Annotated in this window: 16 protein-coding genes and 5 pseudogenes; 12 read left to right on the top strand and 9 right to left on the bottom strand. The window is 36.3% G+C overall.

Going from position 1 to position 18,529, the window contains the following annotated elements:
* The first annotated feature begins 83 nt into the window (after nucleotides 1-83).
* Nucleotides 84-206, top strand: coding sequence for a hypothetical protein (locus tag QFZ73_RS01535; protein ID WP_307262141.1), 123 nt, complete (start codon nucleotides 84-86; stop codon nucleotides 204-206).
* A 343-nt stretch (nucleotides 207-549) separates the two neighbouring features.
* Here the strand turns inward: QFZ73_RS01535 and QFZ73_RS01530 are convergent, their stop codons facing one another.
* On the bottom strand, nucleotides 550-1,077 hold the full coding sequence (locus QFZ73_RS01530; RefSeq protein WP_307262139.1) for an acyl-CoA thioesterase: 528 nt from the start codon (nucleotides 1,075-1,077) through the stop codon (nucleotides 550-552).
* 179 nt (nucleotides 1,078-1,256) lie between these two features.
* Nucleotides 1,257-1,409, bottom strand: coding sequence for a hypothetical protein (locus QFZ73_RS01525; RefSeq protein WP_307262137.1), 153 nt, complete (start codon nucleotides 1,407-1,409; stop codon nucleotides 1,257-1,259).
* A gap of 965 nt (nucleotides 1,410-2,374) precedes the next feature.
* Here QFZ73_RS01525 and QFZ73_RS01520 point away from each other — a divergent pair.
* Nucleotides 2,375-3,730, top strand: a complete 1,356-nt coding sequence (locus QFZ73_RS01520) for an IS1182 family transposase (protein ID WP_307262135.1) — start codon at nucleotides 2,375-2,377, stop codon at nucleotides 3,728-3,730.
* Between the two features lie 546 nt (nucleotides 3,731-4,276).
* Nucleotides 4,277-4,960, top strand: coding sequence for a C40 family peptidase (locus QFZ73_RS01515; RefSeq protein WP_251436815.1), 684 nt, complete (start codon nucleotides 4,277-4,279; stop codon nucleotides 4,958-4,960).
* 252 nt (nucleotides 4,961-5,212) lie between these two features.
* On the opposite strand, the gene QFZ73_RS01510 is transcribed toward QFZ73_RS01515, so the two are convergent.
* The 3 genes from QFZ73_RS01510 to QFZ73_RS01500 all read right to left on the bottom strand — a co-directional run bounded on the left by QFZ73_RS01510 (nucleotide 5,213) and on the right by QFZ73_RS01500 (nucleotide 7,758).
* Nucleotides 5,213-5,437, bottom strand: coding sequence for a twin-arginine translocase TatA/TatE family subunit (locus QFZ73_RS01510; protein WP_307262131.1), 225 nt, complete (start codon nucleotides 5,435-5,437; stop codon nucleotides 5,213-5,215).
* Between the two features lie 116 nt (nucleotides 5,438-5,553).
* Nucleotides 5,554-6,723, bottom strand: coding sequence for a ZIP family metal transporter (locus QFZ73_RS01505; RefSeq protein WP_307262129.1), 1,170 nt, complete (start codon nucleotides 6,721-6,723; stop codon nucleotides 5,554-5,556).
* An 18-nt stretch (nucleotides 6,724-6,741) separates the two neighbouring features.
* Nucleotides 6,742-7,758: a multicopper oxidase domain-containing protein gene (locus QFZ73_RS01500; protein WP_251436809.1), complete on the bottom strand. Its 1,017-nt coding sequence runs from the start codon at nucleotides 7,756-7,758 to the stop codon at nucleotides 6,742-6,744.
* 370 nt (nucleotides 7,759-8,128) lie between these two features.
* Here QFZ73_RS01500 and QFZ73_RS01495 point away from each other — a divergent pair.
* From QFZ73_RS01495 to QFZ73_RS28835, 8 genes and pseudogenes are all read left to right on the top strand, one after another.
* Nucleotides 8,129-8,352, top strand: a pseudogene (locus QFZ73_RS01495) (metal-sensitive transcriptional regulator); the annotation flags it as partial.
* Between the two features lie 17 nt (nucleotides 8,353-8,369).
* The gene (gene copZ, locus QFZ73_RS01490; RefSeq protein ID WP_307262127.1) at nucleotides 8,370-8,576 is read left to right on the top strand and encodes a copper chaperone CopZ; all 207 of its coding nucleotides are present in this window, start codon (nucleotides 8,370-8,372) and stop codon (nucleotides 8,574-8,576) included.
* A 119-nt stretch (nucleotides 8,577-8,695) separates the two neighbouring features.
* Complete coding sequence (gene copZ / locus QFZ73_RS01485) at nucleotides 8,696-8,935, top strand: copper chaperone CopZ (RefSeq protein ID WP_251436805.1); 240 nt, start codon at nucleotides 8,696-8,698, stop codon at nucleotides 8,933-8,935.
* Nucleotides 8,936-9,028: 93 nt separating this feature from the next.
* A complete protein-coding gene (locus QFZ73_RS01480; RefSeq protein WP_307262125.1) occupies nucleotides 9,029-11,449 on the top strand; it encodes a heavy metal translocating P-type ATPase in 2,421 nt (806 codons plus the stop codon).
* Nucleotides 11,450-11,475: 26 nt separating this feature from the next.
* On the top strand, nucleotides 11,476-12,354 hold the full coding sequence (locus QFZ73_RS01475) for a hypothetical protein (protein ID WP_307262122.1): 879 nt from the start codon (nucleotides 11,476-11,478) through the stop codon (nucleotides 12,352-12,354).
* 25 nt (nucleotides 12,355-12,379) lie between these two features.
* Nucleotides 12,380-12,715: a (2Fe-2S) ferredoxin domain-containing protein gene (locus tag QFZ73_RS01470; protein ID WP_307262120.1), complete on the top strand. Its 336-nt coding sequence runs from the start codon at nucleotides 12,380-12,382 to the stop codon at nucleotides 12,713-12,715.
* Between the two features lie 278 nt (nucleotides 12,716-12,993).
* Nucleotides 12,994-13,278, top strand: a pseudogene (locus QFZ73_RS01465) (DUF2935 domain-containing protein); the annotation flags it as partial.
* Between the two features lie 72 nt (nucleotides 13,279-13,350).
* Nucleotides 13,351-13,470, top strand: a pseudogene (locus QFZ73_RS28835) (CPCC family cysteine-rich protein); the annotation flags it as partial.
* A gap of 169 nt (nucleotides 13,471-13,639) precedes the next feature.
* Here QFZ73_RS28835 and QFZ73_RS01460 read toward each other — a convergent pair.
* A complete protein-coding gene (locus QFZ73_RS01460; RefSeq protein ID WP_251436823.1) occupies nucleotides 13,640-14,149 on the bottom strand; it encodes a DoxX family protein in 510 nt (169 codons plus the stop codon).
* 115 nt (nucleotides 14,150-14,264) lie between these two features.
* On the opposite strand from QFZ73_RS01460, the pseudogene QFZ73_RS01455 reads away from it, so the two are divergent.
* A pseudogene (locus tag QFZ73_RS01455) lies at nucleotides 14,265-14,785 on the top strand (serine hydrolase); the annotation flags it as partial.
* A gap of 179 nt (nucleotides 14,786-14,964) precedes the next feature.
* Here QFZ73_RS01455 and brnQ read toward each other — a convergent pair.
* The 3 genes and pseudogenes from brnQ to QFZ73_RS01440 form a co-directional block, all read right to left on the bottom strand.
* A complete protein-coding gene (gene brnQ / locus QFZ73_RS01450; RefSeq protein WP_307262118.1) occupies nucleotides 14,965-16,308 on the bottom strand; it encodes a branched-chain amino acid transport system II carrier protein in 1,344 nt (447 codons plus the stop codon).
* A gap of 771 nt (nucleotides 16,309-17,079) precedes the next feature.
* Nucleotides 17,080-17,382 (bottom strand): annotated as a pseudogene (locus QFZ73_RS01445) (IS3 family transposase); the annotation flags it as partial.
* Between the two features lie 104 nt (nucleotides 17,383-17,486).
* Nucleotides 17,487-18,260 (bottom strand): DeoR/GlpR family DNA-binding transcription regulator, encoded by a 774-nt coding sequence (locus QFZ73_RS01440; protein WP_251436795.1) that lies wholly within the window; start codon nucleotides 18,258-18,260, stop codon nucleotides 17,487-17,489.
* Nucleotides 18,261-18,529: the final 269 nt, after the last annotated feature.

Here is an 18,529-nt window from a genome sequence, read left to right as displayed (position 1 = left end):
TACACAGGATCTTTAAATAGTGTATTTATTATTATAGGCATCCAAGTCATATAATTAAATCAAACTAAAGGGGTGGTGGAAAAATGTCTAAAAATAAAAATAAGCAATTGAAGAATAATGATGCTTTACCTAAAACGGATGTAGAATTTGCGAATAATGGACTTGGAAAATTAGCATTAAAAGCCCAGGAACGCAAAAAAAAGTAAGCATATGTGACTTTCAAACTGTCCCTCAAAAAAAGATGTTTTTTGGGGGATACTAAAATTACCGTCCCAAAATTAACAATTTGTTTCCCTATATCTTGTAGAAGAAACTCGTCAAAAAAAGCCTTTGCTCCATGGGAGTAAAGGCAAGAATTTATCATTTTATTTTTCGTAGATACGCTTATCCGTTAAGAACATCAGCGGAAATTTCACTAATCTAAAAGACTGACAGTGACACAATATCGTCCCGCTCCATTCTGATTGTAAAATTCACTAGGACTTCCATTCCACTTACGAAATTAACTTATTGGTTCTTATCTAATTTATAACTACTTATCCATAAAGCTTAGCATGAACTATATTGTTCCCAGGGATAATTTGTAGTTAAAAATGCAGCCAATTCCTTACTTTTTTGTTTCCTTTCCTTACGAATTCTTGCTCTATCAGGTGCGGTTTCATGTAATTTTCGCTCTTCTTCTGTTTCTGGAATGACTAGTGGAACACGTGTTGGCCGGTTATGTTGATCAAGTGCTACGAAAGTTAAAAGTGCAGTTGCTGCGATTTTACGATTACCGCTTTTTAAGTCTTCTGCAATAATTTTCACAAAGACTTCCATTGAAGAAGTACCTGTCCATGTTACATAAGATTCAAAGGAGACTGAATCTGATGTTCGAACTGGATGTAAAAAATCAACTGAATCTGTTGAGGCAGTTACACATTCCCTACGGCTATGACGCGCTGCAGAAGTTGAGGATACCTGATCCAAGTGACTCATCAAACGACCACCGAACAAAGTATTGTGATTATTTACATCATTTGGGAAAATGCGACTTGTTCTTATAACTCTTGATTCTTTACAGTATTTAGTTTCCATTTAAATATCTCCCTTTAATTTATAAACCTCTTTATATCTATTCCTAAAATAGTGAAACTGTCCCGTTCATATCGATCGATTTTGAACAAGGTTCTAGTACATCTATCTTTCTTTTTATAATCCTGACTAGTTTAAAAAAGGAATGTAAAAAGTTATAATTAGCTAAAAATTCTGAATTTTTATGATTTAACTAAATCAAAATCATTAAAATAAATTACTTCTGTTAGGATTTTACAACCCTGCATACTCCTGAAAGCATCTGTAGCTTCTTTTTCAGAGTCAAACTCATATATTTTAATGTTGTTCTTTGAATGAACAGTGATTACCCACATAAAAGGCCTCCAATAAAAAGTTTTTTAAATATGTTTTTCCATTAGATGATTTTATAAACATCGAAAACAAGAAGTTTCAGCGGTCTTTCTTCTTCCAAACAATAAGCTGCTATACGCATGATGACTTAGTCTATAAATGGTTCAATAATTTAGGGTTAAGGACATATTTTGTGTACCTCCTAAGTTTTTAAAAATCTATATTAATCTACAATGCAAGTATCGCGCCAACTTGTAACTCGCAGAATTAAAAGAGTATTAGCGACTTTAGACTGCCAAATTTTTTTGCATGAATAATTTTTCGTGTTGAGATAGCAAAATATTTTTGCACCCATCTGCCACTTTCACAATAAAGATTAAGCTGTGTATTTCCACCAAATTTACTTTAATAAAGTTACTTAAATAAATTATGCAGTTTAGTTCCTTCATCAGCTAGAGGGTGCTTTACTTCAATTAGGGAGTTGCTGGGCAGACACCCTGGGGGTTTCTTCTTCTGTAATCCCATTATTCACACGCCAAGAAAACACTGAGTAGCTCATTTTCATATAGTCTTACTTTTGGTGGACCATCAATAGATTGGTCAAGAGTTTCCAGTACTAGTTTTGATAAATGACTACACATACTCAAACATCATATTAAAAAATAAACTAAGATAGACAAAAACAATCTGAGCTTATCCCTCTAGGGATAAGCTCTCAGACTGTAGACAAATTCGATGAAAATCGAGTTTGTCTATTTTTATGGCTTGTACAATTTGGACGTTGATTTCCACTCCAGGCACTCGCTTTCCACGGGCGGTCGGGGAGCCTCCTCGGCTTTCGCCTGCGGGGTCTCCCCTAGACGCGCTTTTCCCCAGGAGTCTCGTACCTTCCGTTCCAATCAACTTTGTCTTACCTTTTAGATAGAACACTTTTGCCTGGAGTCATTTTTGTTTTAAAATAGAAGTATTAAAACTTGAGGTGATGAGGATGCTTTCTAAACATGATTCTATTCAGCGAGATCAACTTGAAATGAATACTTTAGATCAACTGGTGCCAAACCATTTGGTTCGTAAAATGGAGGCTGCCATTGACTTCACTTTCATTTATGACTTGGTGAAAGATATGTATTCAGAGGTAGGACGCCCAAGTATTGATCCAGTTATTTTAGTTAAACTGACTTTCATTCAATATACCTTCGGTATTCGTTCCATGCGTAAAACGATTGAAGAAGTTGAAACCAATATGGCTTACCGTTGGTTCTTAGGCTATGGTTTCCATGATAAAGTACCTCATTTCTCTACGTTCGGGAAAAATTATGAGCGACGCTTTAAAGATACAGACCTGTTTGAACAGATTTTCTATCGCATTTTAATGACAGCTGCTAATAAAAAGTTAATAAGTGGTGAACACGTTTTCGTGGATTCCACACATGTGAAAGCCAGTGCGAATAAACGGAAATTTGAAAAGAAAATCGTTCGTAAAGAAACACGAGCGTATCAAGGACGTCTTCAAGAAGAAATCAATCAAGATCGTGAAAACCATGGAAAAAAGCCTTTTCCACCAGATAAATTTGATAAAGAAGAGACCAAAGAGATTAAAGAAAGTACAACGGATTCTGAGAGTGGCTACTATGTGAAAGATGAACGAACAAAACAGTTTGCCTATTCATTCCACGCGGCCGCAGACCGCAACGGTTTTGTATTGGGAACGATTGTAACACCTGGAAATACACATGACAGTCAGATCTTAGAGCCACTAGTTGAACAAGTGATTGAGAAAGTTGGAAAACCGGAAGCCGTTACCGCAGATGCAGCTTATAAAACACCAGCGATTACAAGCTACCTATTTAACAAAGAAATCATACCGGCTTTAGCTTATACAAGTCCTCGCACCAAAGAAGGATTTTTCCGCAAACAGGACTATGTATACGATGAACATTTTGATTGTTACCTTTGCCCTTCGGGCGAAACTTTAAAGTACTCAACAACAAATAAAGAGGGCTATCGCGAGTACAAATCGCCAAAACAAATTTGTAGAACATGCTCATTTTTATCTCGGTGTACAGAAAGCAAAGACTGTCAAAAAGTGGTGACACGGCATATCTGGCAAACACATGTGGAAGAAGCAGATCATCTGCGTCATCATCAAGATGTAAAACCTATATATGCAAAACGTAAAGAAACGATTGAGCGTGCATTCGCAGATGCAAAAGAAAAGCATGGTATGCGTTGGACTACTTTAAGGGGACTTAAAAAATTGTCGATGCAGGCGATGCTTACTTTCGCTGCCATTAATTTAAAGAAGATGGCCAATTGGACATGGCGAGGTCCAAAAATGGCCTAACATAGTGGGCTCGTAGAGCCCCAATCTCTTAACTTTAGGCGAAAATTCAAAGGGAATTTCAAAAGGGGTTCAGAATTTTTTAATTCCGAACCCCTTTTGTCTACAAACTGTGAGCTTATCCCTCTAGGGATAAGCTCTTTTTACTGAGGTTTTATAAGCGAAAAGAAAATCGCTATTGATTATGCTAGTTCATGTGCGACGACTTTAAAATATTAATGGTGTCCAATATAAACACATCCGACAAACTGTACATGAATCTACCTATTGTTATTTTGAGCTTCCTTGAAAAACTTTAAGGAACTGCAAGAAACATAAAAACAAAATATGTAGAAATTAATAGGGTTGCACATAAAAAAATTTAATTAATTATATGATGAACTATAGTCATATCAATTTCCAGAAGATAGTTGGGGTATTATGGGTATTTTGTCATTTCTGCACTCTTTCTGCATAATTTTGTAATGATAATGTAAATTTAGGTAAATGTGCATGTCATTTAATGGTGATAAAATAATAAAAAAGATCTAATCGGGGGAAAAATAGAAAATGAAGAAAATCATAGCATCGGTTGTAGTGACGGGATTGTTACTATCAAATCCATTGGTCAGTAATGCCGCATTGGGAGATCGGACCTTAAAAAGTGGAATGACTCATACCGAAGTAAAACAATTACAAGAGGTTCTAAAGAAAAAAGAGTATTTTAAGAGTAAGAATACCACTACATATTTTGGGACCGTTACTAAAAGTGCAGTTGTAAAATTCCAAAAAACTAAAGGCTTAAAAGCCGACGGTATTGTTGGTCCGAATACATATAAAGCTCTGGGTGTGAAAAAGCAGACAACCAACGTAGCTAATAGGAATAAAACAAGCAATAAATCTACAGCGATAGTGAGTGAAGCAAAAAAACATTTGAATGTACGGTATGTATGGGGTGGAACCACTCCTAAAGGTTTTGATTGCAGCGGATTCCTAAAATACGTTTTCGAAAAAGGTGCAGATGTCACTTTACCAAGAACGGTATCTGAAATTTATAAAAAGGGGACAAAGGTTTCCAAACCACAAGTTGGAGATTTGGTCTTTTATGAAACCTATAAACCTGGCGCCTCACATGCAGGTATTTATATCGGAGGTAATCAATTCATACACAGCTCATCATCAAATGGTGTAAGCATTTCCTCCATGGATAATAGTTATTGGAAAAAAAGATATTTAGGAGCAAAAAGAATGTAATAGAGAAAGTTGCCAGTTTTTTTTAGAGACTGGCTTTTATTTATTATTATTGTTCTACCAATAGGTTACGATATTGAGAAGTCCTATGATGAATTAGGCTGTTAGTATAAACCCCACCCAGGCTATGCAACAAAGCAACATTGACCAAGTTCCTCCGAATGTTCAATGAGATTTATCTCTTTGTTTTTCATGACGGGATATATCCTTTTAAAGTGAAAAATAAATAGACGAGTTACCTCGTCTACCCATTACTTATGAAACGGTTGATTCATCCTGCTTCTTTTCAACAGTCGTTAACTCAGGATTTTTCCCTTCCTCTTCATCTTCTTCCGTTACTAACCCATTGGTTGCACTTTTGAATTCAGTTAAAGTACGTCCAAAAGCCCGGCCGATTTCCGGTAATTTTTTAGGACCAAAAATGATCAAGGCAATGATAAGTACTAAAATTAATCCAGGAATTCCGATATTTGAAAACATATGGAATCAGCTCCTAATATTGAAGTTTTAACGTTCGTAATCCATGGAAGTGGCAACGTGTCACTAGGATGATGATGCCAAATGCCATTCAGGTGCTATACTACAACTTCAATCCCTTAAAATTTCACAAAAAATGCAGTAAAGTACATGATCAATAGTCCAATTGAGAATCCAGAAAGGTTTAACCATGAAACAGATGCTTCGTTATGTGTTCTATGATCTTCAATGAGCATTTTCGTTATTACATAAATTACTTGAAGAATGGCCCCTGCACCAATACCCAGGAACAAAGCTCCCCAAATTGGAGAGAAGATAAATCCGCCAACCCATGTACCTGCAATGGCGGGTGCACCTGCAATAACTCCCAGTAGTAGAAAGTCCCTGAATCGAGGTGTGGTCTTTAATAAAGGAGCAGCGATTCCAATACCTTCCGTAATGTTGTGAAGGGTAAATCCGATGATTAAAAAGGTTCCCAGAGCTGCTTCACCTAGGGAAAAGGAAGAACCAATAGCCAAACCTTCCCCAAAGTTATGAAGCCCTATTCCGGTAGCCATCAACAAAGCAAGACCTAAGGGAGAATATCCTTTCTTTTCTTGTTTTCTTTGTTGATACTGATCAAAGCCAATCAATAATAAGAAGGTTAAGGAAGCTCCAATAATCACAACCATATTGCCCTGAAAGACAGAAGGAGCTTCTGCACCAATTTCAAAGCCATCGGCTAGAGTCCCAACAAATAAAAATAAAAGCAGCCCTACCGTAAGGGCAAGGATCGCATTAATCCACTTACGTGAGAAACGTTTCATAAATGGATACCACAACAACCCCAATGTGATCGGGACAATTCCAACGTAAAATCCTATTATGCCGTAGTTTAAAAAGTTGCTCCAGGTGGTTTCTGGGGAGAGTGTGGCAGCTGCAACTTCACCTTCCGTGATAATCCCATTCTCTGTGATTAGTTTAATGGCATGTGGATCACCTTCCACCCATGGGTATGCGATGGTCACCTTTCCTTCTTCAAATCGATCAAGTTTTGCTTGAGGAGAGACACTGAAATTCCACACCGAATCATTGACCATAACTTGAGAAATCGTTAATGGTTTTGGTCCTGTATTACTTACAGATAATTCAAACCCGGTTTCGGTTATCTTGATGCGTTCAATGTTCAGGACTTCAATCGGTGCTGCAGGATCTTTTTCTACACCTGCTCCATTCATTAGTACCCATCCAAGAACCCCTATAAGTAAAATTAACGGTATTAAACCAGTAATTAGCCATTTCCCCTTCATATAATTCCCCACCCTTCTTTACTCGACCTCAAAGAATCCCATCCAGCCTAACTCAGCGAATTCGCTTACATGGGCATGAAACATATATATTCCCTTGAATGGAAAACGAACTTCTACAATTCCACGTTCTCCCTGACATTGCATGATGGTATCTGTGAACTGGGATGGATTATCGTTTCTGCCTGTTGGATAGTACGTAAAGTAATTTGCATGTAAGTGAAACGAATTTATTAAGTCGAATTCCGTTAAATTACTTAGATAGATACGTACAAGTTGATCTTTTTTGATTTTAATAGGGTGATTCATAAATGCGAAGGCATATCCATTCACTGTATAAAACTCGTTTTCGCCATCTAAATCCAGGTCAAACCCATTCATAACCATGTTTAACTCTAATGCTGGCTCTCTTGGCTTCTTTGGATCAATAATAAAATTTCCATATAACCCTTTATGGATATGGCGAGCTAGGGGGAGTACATGGCAATGATATATTTGCAAACCGTATGGTTTCGCTTCAAATTCGTAAGTGAAATTTTGTCCAGGATAAATGGAAGTTAAACCGTCCATCTCAGGGGGATGGATTCCGTGAAAATGGATAGAGTGGGGATGGCTGCCCTCATTAATAAAGTGAAACCGCAAAAGATCACCTTCCGTACAACGAAAGGTTGGTCCTGGAATAGTTCCGTTATAAGTCCAGCCTGGGAATTTAATTCCTTTGGCAATTTCGATTTCCTTATCAATTGCCACTACTTCATATTCCCGGAGTGTTTGGCCGTCTGGCAACTTGGTAACTTTTCCATAGTCAAACTCAGTAAGGAGCCGTTCAGCCATTTTATAACCAGTTGTTATTGTTTTATCATTCATATTTGCATGATTGGAATGATTGCTCTTCTTATGAGACGAATCATTGGATGCCTGAGCCACAGTTGGAATTTGTGTCATTTTATTTAAGTAATAAGATCCAGCTATTCCAAACGCACCTGCAGTCCCCATCTTTAAAACATTTCTGCGGGAAACCTTTTTCTCATCAGACATTACTTGACCCCCTTCTAAAAAGTTTCCTAAAGGAAACTCTTTGTTGTATAAGCTATACTTTAAGATATGTACAAGTTTCATGTCAACTCTTTTTTTTCAGAATACTTCGTATACGATGACATGCACTTTAGGATCTTGTAGAAGTGGATGAACAAAGATCTTTACGGACGATATATGGCAGCAAAAAAGCTGGATGGATCTAGTCCTTCAACTTATCCATCCAAGAGTAATAAAAATACTTTGTCCACTAACTATTTTTTAAGTATAAATAAAAAGGGCTTTACATACTATAGGGGGGTATAGTACTATTTCGATAAAGAAGTTGAGGGAAATTGTCAATGAATTCAGATAGTCTTGATAATATTGGTGAAATCGATTCGAAGGACAAATCCGAGGAATAAAAGGGTTAATTGAAAAAGATACGTACTGTGACGATGTAATTACACAAATAGCTGCGACCCAGTCCGCTTTAAATAGTGTTGCCCGAATTTTGAGGGTCATTTGAAAAGCTGTGTTCTTGAAAGAATTCAAGAGGGAGATACAGAGGTTTTAGATGAGGTACTGGTAACATTTCAAAAATTAATGAAAAAATAGAAGGAGATTGAGTTAGTATGGAAAAAAACACTTTAAATGTAAAGGGCATGTCTTGTGGACATTGCATTAAAGCGATTGAAGGTAGTGTAGGGAAAATATCTGGAGTTAATTCTGTGAAAGTAAACTTGGATTCAGGAACTGTGGAAGTAGAATTCAATCCAAATGAAGTAACCCTTGATTCTATTAAGGAAACAATTGACGACCAGGGTTATGACGTACAATAACATGACTAAAGAACGTGCTGATTAAAGCACAATTTCTTTCCGATATTCATATACTATACCATGGTATGGTTTATATAATTGAAATAAATTATCTAACATAAATTAAGGAGAACAAAAGAATGGAGAATGTAATATTAGCAGTGAAAGGAATGTCATGTGGGCATTGTATTAATTCAATTGAAGGGAATGTAGGAAAAATGAAGGGAGTTCATTTTGTTAAGGTTCACTTAAATGAAGAAAAAGTAGATGTATCCTTTGATTCGAAAGTAGTTTCTTTAAAGGGAATTACTGACATTATAGAGGACCAAGGTTATGATGTAGAGCTGAGTAAATTTCCTGAAGATCAAAGTTGTCACTAAGGAATTGAAAAAACGTGCTGTCTTGCCCCCTGCACGTTTTCTTCACTAAAAAATATACCCCACTGTAGTATGTGGTGATAGGAGTGTAAGGTTATGAGCGATAAAAAAGAAACAACACTTCAAATAGCTGGCATGACGTGTGCTGCCTGTGCAGTGAGAATAGAAAAAGGTCTCAAAAAAATAGATGGAGTAGAGGATGCAAGCGTAAATTTTGCGTTAGAAAAATCAAAAGTAATTTTTGATCCATCCAAATCAAGTGTTAACCAACTTAAAGATGAAGTTGAATCCTTAGGGTATAAAGTGGTTAGTGAAAAAGCTGAATTTGATATATCTGGTATGACATGCGCAGCATGTGCTAACAGGATTGAAAAGCGTTTAAACAAGTTAGATGGAGTGCAAAATGCAACTGTAAACTTCGCATTAGAATCAGCCCTTGTAGAATACAATCCGGATGAAGTTTCTATCGTTGATATGAAAGATGCCATTAAGAAATTGGGTTATCGTTTAGAACAAAAGCAAGAAACTACAGGCGAAAAGGTTGATCATAGACAGAAGGGAATTGAGAAACAAACAGGAAAATTCATATTTTCTTCTATTTTATCCATCCCTTTACTTTGGGCGATGGTCAGTCATTTTGAATTTACATCTTTCATTTGGCTACCAGAGATGTTCATGAATCCATGGGTGCAACTCGCACTTGCGACTCCTGTTCAATTTTACGTAGGCTATCAATTTTACGTAGGCGCCTTTAAAGCATTAAGGAATAAAAGTGCGAACATGGATGTTTTAATTGCACTTGGAACCTCTGCAGCTTATTTCTATAGTGTTTACTTAAGCATTCTGTCAATAGGGTCCGATGCACACATGGTTGAATTATATTTTGAAACAAGTGCCGTATTAATTACTCTCATAATATTAGGTAAGTTATTTGAAGCAAAAGCAAAGGGGCGTTCATCGGAAGCCATTAAAAAACTTATGGGGTTGCAAGCCAAAACAGCCACTGTTTTAAGAGACGGTCAAGAATTGAATTTACCTATCGAAGAGGTAATAGCTGGAGATATCGTTTTTGTTAAACCAGGTGAAAAGGTACCTGTAGACGGAGAAATATTTGAAGGGAGATCTGCCCTAGATGAGTCAATGATTACAGGTGAAAGTATTCCTGTTGATAAAACAGTAGGAGATTCAGTAATAGGCTCAACCATAAACAAAAACGGGTTTCTGAAGGTTAAGGCAACAAAGGTAGGAAAGGATACCGCCTTAGCTCGAATTATAAAGGTAGTCGAAGAAGCACAAGGATCAAAAGCGCCTATTCAACGCTTAGCTGATGTCATATCAGGAATATTTGTCCCTATTGTAGTGGGTATAGCGATTATTACTTTTCTTGTGTGGTACTTTTTTGTAAGTCCTGGAGAGTTTGCAGTAGCTCTTGAAAAGTTAATTGCCGTATTAGTTATCGCATGTCCATGTGCTCTAGGCCTAGCTACTCCTACGTCCATTATGGCAGGGTCAGGTCGCGCAGCTGAATATGGGATTTTGTTTAAAGGCGGAGAGCATCTTGAAACAACTCATCGGGTGGATACAGTGATCCTTGATAAAACGGGAACTGTAACAAATGGAAAACCAACACTTACAGATGTTATTCTCTCAAATGGGTTTGAAGAAAAGGAATTTTTAAAGTTAGTCGGTGCTGCAGAGAGAAATTCTGAACATCCGTTAGCTGAGGCAATTGTTGAGGGGATTAAAGAAAAAGGTATTGAACTAGGCAGTTCAGAACACTTCGAAGCCATTCCTGGCTTTGGAATCGAGTCTAAAGTTGAAACCAAATCCTTGCTTATCGGAACACGCCGACTTATGGAGAAAAACCACATTGATGTTGGAAACATATTACCTAAGATGGAAAACTTAGAAAAGCAAGGTAAGACCGCAATGCTAGTTGCAATTGATCATCAATTTGCCGGAGTGATTGCAGTTGCAGATACAATTAAGAATACTTCTCAAAAAGCGATTGAAAGGCTAAAAAATATGGGTCTTGAGGTCGTTATGATTACAGGGGATAACAAACAGACAGCTCAAGTGATTGCAAATGAAGTCGGAATTGACCATGTTATTGCAGAAGTCTTGCCAGAAGGAAAGGCAGAGGAAGTTAAAAAACTTCAAAAATCTGGAAAGGTAGTCGCGATGGTCGGTGACGGTATTAACGATGCACCAGCGTTAGCTACTGCAGATATTGGCATGGCAATCGGTACTGGTACGGATGTAGCAATGGAGGCTGCTGATATCACCTTAATCAGAGGAGACTTAAATAGTATTGCCGATGCCATCTTTATGAGTAAAATGACGATTCGAAATATCAAGCAAAATTTATTTTGGGCCTTTGCTTATAATGCTATAGGAGTTCCAATTGCAGCACTGGGATTTCTGGCACCATGGTTGGCAGGAGTAGCAATGGCATTTAGTTCAGTTTCAGTTGTTTTAAACTCACTCAGATTACAAAGGATTAATTTAAAAGGATAAACTATCTATAGGAGAGGAGTGTTTTTATGAAACAAAAAAACATTTTAACCTGGGCGATTTCAGCCATTGTTTATCTCGGGTTAGTAATTGCCGGTTATACCGTATTTGCAAGCTTGGACAGTAATAACGATCACACTGATACCCATGATGAGGCAAAAACAAATGGTAACGAGGAAAAAGAATCTATTAATGAGCAAGCACATAAAGATAATCATACTAGCCAAAGAAGTGATGGTAAGGATTTGCATTCAGATCATGTAGATCAATTAGAAAGTGAAGTGTTCACAAACGTAAAATATGAAGAAGGTTTAATTATTATAGATGTGAAGGATAAAGATCAAAATTCACCCAAATTAGAAATTTCACATGAAAAGATTATGCACTTAATTATTGTAAGTGCCGACTTAGAAGATTATTATCATATCCATCCTGAGGAAAAAGGAAATGGCGTTTATACACTGAAATTCGACCTACCTGAAAACTCTTATAAAGCATTTGTTGATATTAAACCAAAAAACCTTGCCTATCAGGTTAGTCCGACAGAGTTCCATGTGGGGAAAGGTCATGGTGAACATAAGGGAAATCCACTTAAGGTTGATACAAACTTAGCAAAAACAATTAATGAAAAAACAGTTGAATTAAACACTACAGAACTAGGAATAAACAAAGATGCTACGTTAAGTTTTGATACGAAAGGAATTACTCCAGAGCCCTATCTGGGGGCTTTAGGCCATGTTGTTATTTTGGACGATAAGGGTGAGGAATTTGTTCATGTGCACCCGCAATCCGAAGAAAAGACACTTTTTGAAACAAAATTTGATAAACCTGGGATCTACAAAGTGTGGGGAGAATTTAAGTTTGATGGTAAAGTCAATAGCTATCCATATGTTATAGAGGTTAAATAAAAGGAAGAACAAAAGGGGAATTTTTATGAACTTAGATGGGATTAGCAAACATCTATTAATTTGCAACGGGAAAACATGCACTAAAAATGGAGCAGAAGGAGTAACAGAGACAATTAGGGGAGAATTAAAAAACTTAGAGCTGCAAAAGGAGATTCACACAACAAAAACATTATGTAACGGGCAATGCAAGCATGGTCCGATCGTTGTTCTATATCCACAAGGAACATGGTATAAAGAAATGAATAAAACAAAAAGTGAAGAACTTATTCGTCAATTGAAGGAAAATGACAATGTTCATTTTGACTCTGAACTTTATTGTTATGATGGGAAAGCATTTAAGAACCATGAGAGTGAACTGTAACATTTTATAACTATATCTAAAAAGGCGTTTCTGTATAACAGGGCGCTTTTCTACTGTAATAAGTGTTGAGTGACAATTGCAATAAGGTCTAATATAAGGCTATTTATGTAGTCATAGGCATGCTCAAACCCAGCATCACGAATACATGGTGTGGTTATTTTTAAGGAGGTGAGTGTATCTACAAATGTAGCTGTTGCCAGGGTGCAGGATGTTGTCCTTATTGTGATGGATCATGTTCAACCGGTAGGTAAAGCTTACTAATCCTATTTAGACGGGAGCTTTTTTTAAGGATAATGGCTGATCATGTGAAATTTATCGGACATCTCCTTGACCGTCTGAAAGAAAACTTGTAGATATGGCACGAGACTTTAGCAATGATTTTGATCAATTGGTCTTCCAAGCTGTAGACTTAGATTCTATGAAACCGCAATCCCAACTGTTCCTCTTTTGGATCAATTTCTAGATCAGAATCGTGTGTCTGTAGTATCACTTCGAGACTTTAAGAAAACCCCAGGGATTTAATTGAAGAATGCAAAATCAAGAGCATAATTCATCCTCTATTGGTGTTTTTAAGGCGAATGTGTGCCTAGGGCGGCTTCGGCTAAAAGTAGTATGAAAAAACCGACCAAAAAAGGTCGGTTTCTTCAAATTCGTCAGTTATCTTTTGGGAAGATGACCACTTCCATTATGATCATCCTAATTTGGATGGTGGAGCAAATGTTGTTTTCTTAAAAGAAACACAACAAATTTATTAATTTCGGAGCTTCTGGTGAAAAATGTTTGAAATTTGTAAGAAGCTAAACAAATCCGCTATAAAAACAAATTGGAAACTCTTATGAGTTTATCAAGTTCTTGAACTGTATAAAGAAAATTGCAAAGAAGACCGCCTATTCTGGCGATCTTTCGAATCTACATATTAAAAAGCTAAGCAGCATCTTTTATCTCTCTTGTTTTGTTAGCAAATAGTTTTTCTTTAAGAGTAGGCATTATTATACCATCTACCCCATATCTTCCTGCATTCATAGCAGAAACTATGATAAATATTGACAATAAAACAAGTTGTGGGTTTGTACTTGTAGTACCACTAAACATATAAGAAAAGTTCATCGCCATTCCAAAAAACACTGCTGTTTTTGTAAAACAACCGACTAATAATCCTAGTCCAACAAACAGTTCTCCCCAAGGTACTAAGAAGTTAAATACCTCTATATTAGGAATCGCTATATTTTTTAGAAATACTACCCACCATTCTTGAACAGCCGGGTGTTCACCTGTTGCATTGGACAACGCCCCCTGTAAAAAGCCAGAAGCATCAAACTGTCCACTTGCTATCTTCCCCCAACCAGCCATAATCCACGTATAGCCGATATATACACGTAACATAGCTAAGAGTATAGACATGTTTTTATTGTGTCTTAAAGCATCAATCATAATGTTTTTCCCCCTATAGTATAAAAAGTACTAAGAAATATAATAACATAACCGAAAATGATTTTCATTATCAATTAAATAATATGTAAAAAAACTCTTCTACAATCGGAAGTAACATACGGGGAGGGCTCTTAAGGAGCTTTCTGATGCTTCCCTTCAATACAGTGACAATACTGCTGGAAACCTTATCCTTAAACAACTGGGGGGACGACTGAATTTAAAAAAGCACTGGAGGAAATCGGAGATAATGTTACCAACGCTGAGCGAGTTACTCCTGGTGAAACTCATGATACGAGTACACCAAGAGCACATGCTACTAATCTTCAGGCTTTTACATTGGGAGATGCACTTCCAACTACTGAGAAACGTGAACTTTTAATAGATTGGATGAAGAGAAATACTACTGGAGATGCGTTAATTCGTGCTGGAGTGCCGAAAGGTTGGGTAGTGGCTGATAAGACTGGAGCAGGATCATATGGTACGCGAAATGACATTTCGATCATTTGGCCATCAAAAGGAGACCCTATTGTTCTTGCTGTACTTTCATGTCGTGATAAAAAAGATGCTGATTATAACGACGACCTTATTGCTGAGACAACAGAAGAAGAAATTAAGGCCCTTAAAGTAAAAAATAAATAGAATATGATTGTACTAAAAAAGGTTACGTTAAGCAGCCTTTTTTAGTAGATTAATTCCTAAAACGATTATTATGGTGACCCTTCAAGAACGGACAAACAGGTCGGTTCCTGGCATCAACATTCAATTTTAAAAGGTCAACCAGTAAAGAATCACTGGGTTGACCTTATTTTAATATTTATTTAACTACTAGTTGGGGGGGTAAGACCGAATTTCCCTCGTAGTATGCTACTGCTAAACCCGATAAATCCTCCAACAATTGCTGGAATAATCCACCCTAGTCCGACATCGTACATAGGGAGAATTTCATTAAAAAAATTATTAATGGATGAAAAGTGTATACCAGCTCGATTTAATCCATCAAATAAACTAATTATAAATGTTAGAAGTAAGCTTCCTTGATACACTTCAGCTTTCCCTTTAAATAAAGAATGAAAAAATGTCAAGAAAATTAATACAATGGCTAATGGATAAATAGCTGTTAAGAGAGGAATAGAAACAGCAATTAACTGTGTTAGCCCAATATTGGCAACTATTGCACTAAAAATAGATAAACTAATGGCAATTGTTTTGTAAGGTACCTTTGGAAATAGTTTATGGAAGAATGAAGAACAAGATGTAACAAGTCCTACGCTTGTTGTTAAACAAGCTACTGTAATCATTAATCCTAATAATATCCCGCCATAAGCTCCAAAATAATAATCCGAGACTTTTGCTAAGATGGTACCTCCATTTTCCAGGTGCCCAAGTTTTTCTACACTTGAAGCACCCATATAAGATAGAGCTGAATACATGGTTGCTAGGAAAAAGGCAGCAATTCCAGTTGCTTTTGCACAAACAACCATAATTTGTTTTTTTGTTTTTGCACCTTTTTCTTTAATGGCATTAATGATGATGATGCCAAAAACAAAAGATGCAAGCGTATCCATTGTTAAATACCCTTCTCTAAACCCATTAAAAAATGGTTGAACTGAATAATTCTTAATAGGTGCTTGAAAATCTCCGATTGGATGATTAAAAGCAACTACTACTAGGATTCCAATGAACGTTATCTTGATTGGTGTTAATATTTTCCCGACAATTCCGACAACCTTCGCGGGATTGATCGAAAAAAGGCACGTAATGCTAAAAAAGATGATTGTAAAAATAAGTAAAGGTATAGAGCCTGAATTTTCGGACAAAAAAGGTTTTACACCGATTTCGAAAGAAACGTTTCCTGATCTAGGCAAAGCAAATAAAGGACCAATGGCTAAATAAAGAACGGTTGTGAATACAATACCAAATACAGGATGTACCCGACTTGCTAACGACTGTAAATCATCTTTCCCCGAAAAACCAAGTGCTAACACACCAAGTAACGGCAAGCCAACTCCTGTTATTAAAAACCCTGCATTTGCTGACCAGATATTCATTCCTGCTGATTGACCAAGCATTGGTGGAAAAATTAAATTTCCTGCCCCAAAAAATAGAGCAAATAACATTAACCCAATAACTAATATAAATGAAAATGGTACTCTAGTAGCCAAATTAAAACCTCCATGAAAGAACTAGATTTTACTTTTCGAAAAGAAATAATTTTCAAAAAATTAATTTCAATATAAATTTTAAGTTTCTCCTTTTGGGCGGCCTTATTTAATATGCAATAAGGTTCTTTAAAAAATTTTAACGAGGAGCAGATAATTACTACCAAAATTCAAATGTTAATCGCTGTGAATTACAGAAAATTCCCCTACTTAACCCCCTTTTAGTGATGTGTAATCATTGACTAAAAATACCATTTATAACTATTGATATATTGTAATACATACTTCTTTCTCTTTAAAGGATACAAAGGAGGAAAAAACAAGAAATAAAGTTGTCATTGGGAGGTATAAAAGTGGATTATGGACTAATGGTTATTGGAATAGCTCTTTTACTTGTGTCATAAGGTAGCTATGAAAAAACAATCCTGGTTGTTAGCTGGATTTAATGAAAAATATAAATAGTTTTGTATCCTTATGAAGTAACTGTTGGTTTTATTAACAATTGTGTAAGTATTTATCAATGGAAGGTTAATCGATTAATTCAACTAACAGGTGCTTTAGCCTATGATCGGAACTGTCTTTAAGGCAGCTTTTTCTTTATGGAACTATCGGGGCAGGTTAGTTCCATAAGGAATACCTAAATATTAGATCTATTAGTATTGTTGGAATGATGTTATCCATAAAAAACAATTTTTTTGGAAAGAATAAAAAAAATAGGAATGAAAGAGGACCGGTGCTATGAAGTGAACCCAAAAAGTTAGACACTTTATTTACTTAGGCAGCCTTGAGGGCATGAACCCGGTAATCTACCGGGCTCATGCCTTTTAATTTTACCTTGATTCTTTGATGATTGTAGTAATGGATATATTCTTCTAGTTCTTGTTTGAAATGCTCCATGCTTTCAAATTCTTGAAGATAGAGTAATTCGGATTTTAATAAGCCAAAGAAGTTTTCAATGACTGCATTATCGAGACAATTTCCTTTGCGGGACATGCTTTGTGTAATGTTATGTTTTTTCAAATCATGCGAGTATTGTTTCATCTGATAATGCCAGCCCTGATCTGAATGGAGAATGGGTCTCCCCCCACGAGCAAGTACGTTTTGCCCTGGCTACCGATATTTTTCGATTCCAGTCACTGTCTAAGGGTCAATAGTAGATTGTGTTTTTTCTGTTAAATGCTTCAAGGTCGAGTCTGAACAGAAATAACCTCAACGCCAAGTTCTTCCAATGATTTTTTAAAGGAAGGGTGGAGTCGATCATCCACAATAAATTTGTCAATTTCCTGCAAGTCTGCAACCTTTGCAAAGGAAACCTTTCCCATTTTGCTAGAGTCGCTTAATAAGATAACTTGCTGTGCATTCTGGATCATCAATTTTTTTATCCTAGCTTCAATTAAATTTGGTGTTGTCAAACCTTCAGTTAAATGAACACCATTTATCGCCACAAAAGCTTTGTCCACACGGATCATTTCCAAGTTGTGTTCAGCAAACGATCCCACCGATGCAAGCGTTTCATTTCGCAGGCTTCCTCCTAAAAACAATATTTCTATACCTGCAGTGGGTTTGAAATTTCTCATAATCAGTATGGAATTGGTAACTATTGTTAACTGGGAAAACTGTTGAAGATCTTCAAGGATTGGCAGAGTAGTTGTTCCAGCATCTAAAAGAATTGTATCTCCATCGTCTATAAATTCAACAGCTTTTTTTGCGATGGCTTTTTTTTCTTGTACATATTCAACTTCTTTATCCATAATCTTTGGTTCAAAATTAACGGCTTGTAAAGAAACAGCTCCCCCATGAGTTCTTTGAATCTGGTTAGTTGTTTGAAGTTCTTTCAAATCTCTTCGAATCGTTGATTGCGATACTTTTAGATAATCACTTAAATCTTGGACTGAGGCTCTAGAATAGTTAGTTATAAAATCAATAATTTTTAATTTTCTCTCTTCACTGTACAAAAAAACTCCACCTCCATCACAGTGTACATCGTAATTGTACACGATTAAGCAGAGTAATACATTATTTTTAAAAGAATTCTAAATCTTTAGAAAACATTGACAATTATTTAAGATTCTCATAAAATTGTCATATGTAATCATAGTTGGTCAAAAAAAATCATAAATGATCAATTATGAAAGCGATTCCAAATATATAGTGGGGAGATGATACATTTTTTAACTAAGAATTTAACTCAATAACAGGCGAAATTCAAAAAACGGGAGGATTT

It is taken from the genome of Peribacillus sp. V2I11 (assembly GCF_030817135.1).
Lineage (GTDB): Bacteria > Bacillota > Bacilli > Bacillales > DSM-1321 > Peribacillus > Peribacillus simplex.
This window is presented reverse-complemented; position numbering and strand designations above follow the sequence as displayed.

Coding starts and splice junctions, on each gene's coding strand:
- copZ (WP_251436805.1), top strand. CDS start 8,696: ATGGAGAATGTAATATTAGCAGTGAAAGGAATGTCATGTGGGCATTGT.
- QFZ73_RS01480 (WP_307262125.1), top strand. CDS start 9,029: ATGAGCGATAAAAAAGAAACAACACTTCAAATAGCTGGCATGACGTGT.
- QFZ73_RS01510 (WP_307262131.1), bottom strand. CDS start 5,437: ATGTTTTCAAATATCGGAATTCCTGGATTAATTTTAGTACTTATCATT.
- QFZ73_RS01530 (WP_307262139.1), bottom strand. CDS start 1,077: ATGGAAACTAAATACTGTAAAGAATCAAGAGTTATAAGAACAAGTCGC.
- QFZ73_RS01475 (WP_307262122.1), top strand. CDS start 11,476: ATGAAACAAAAAAACATTTTAACCTGGGCGATTTCAGCCATTGTTTAT.
- QFZ73_RS01470 (WP_307262120.1), top strand. CDS start 12,380: ATGAACTTAGATGGGATTAGCAAACATCTATTAATTTGCAACGGGAAA.
- QFZ73_RS01515 (WP_251436815.1), top strand. CDS start 4,277: ATGAAGAAAATCATAGCATCGGTTGTAGTGACGGGATTGTTACTATCA.
- QFZ73_RS01500 (WP_251436809.1), bottom strand. CDS start 7,758: ATGTCTGATGAGAAAAAGGTTTCCCGCAGAAATGTTTTAAAGATGGGG.
- QFZ73_RS01525 (WP_307262137.1), bottom strand. CDS start 1,409: ATGTGGGTAATCACTGTTCATTCAAAGAACAACATTAAAATATATGAG.
- copZ (WP_307262127.1), top strand. CDS start 8,370: ATGGAAAAAAACACTTTAAATGTAAAGGGCATGTCTTGTGGACATTGC.
- QFZ73_RS01520 (WP_307262135.1), top strand. CDS start 2,375: ATGCTTTCTAAACATGATTCTATTCAGCGAGATCAACTTGAAATGAAT.
- QFZ73_RS01505 (WP_307262129.1), bottom strand. CDS start 6,723: ATGAAGGGGAAATGGCTAATTACTGGTTTAATACCGTTAATTTTACTT.
- QFZ73_RS01535 (WP_307262141.1), top strand. CDS start 84: ATGTCTAAAAATAAAAATAAGCAATTGAAGAATAATGATGCTTTACCT.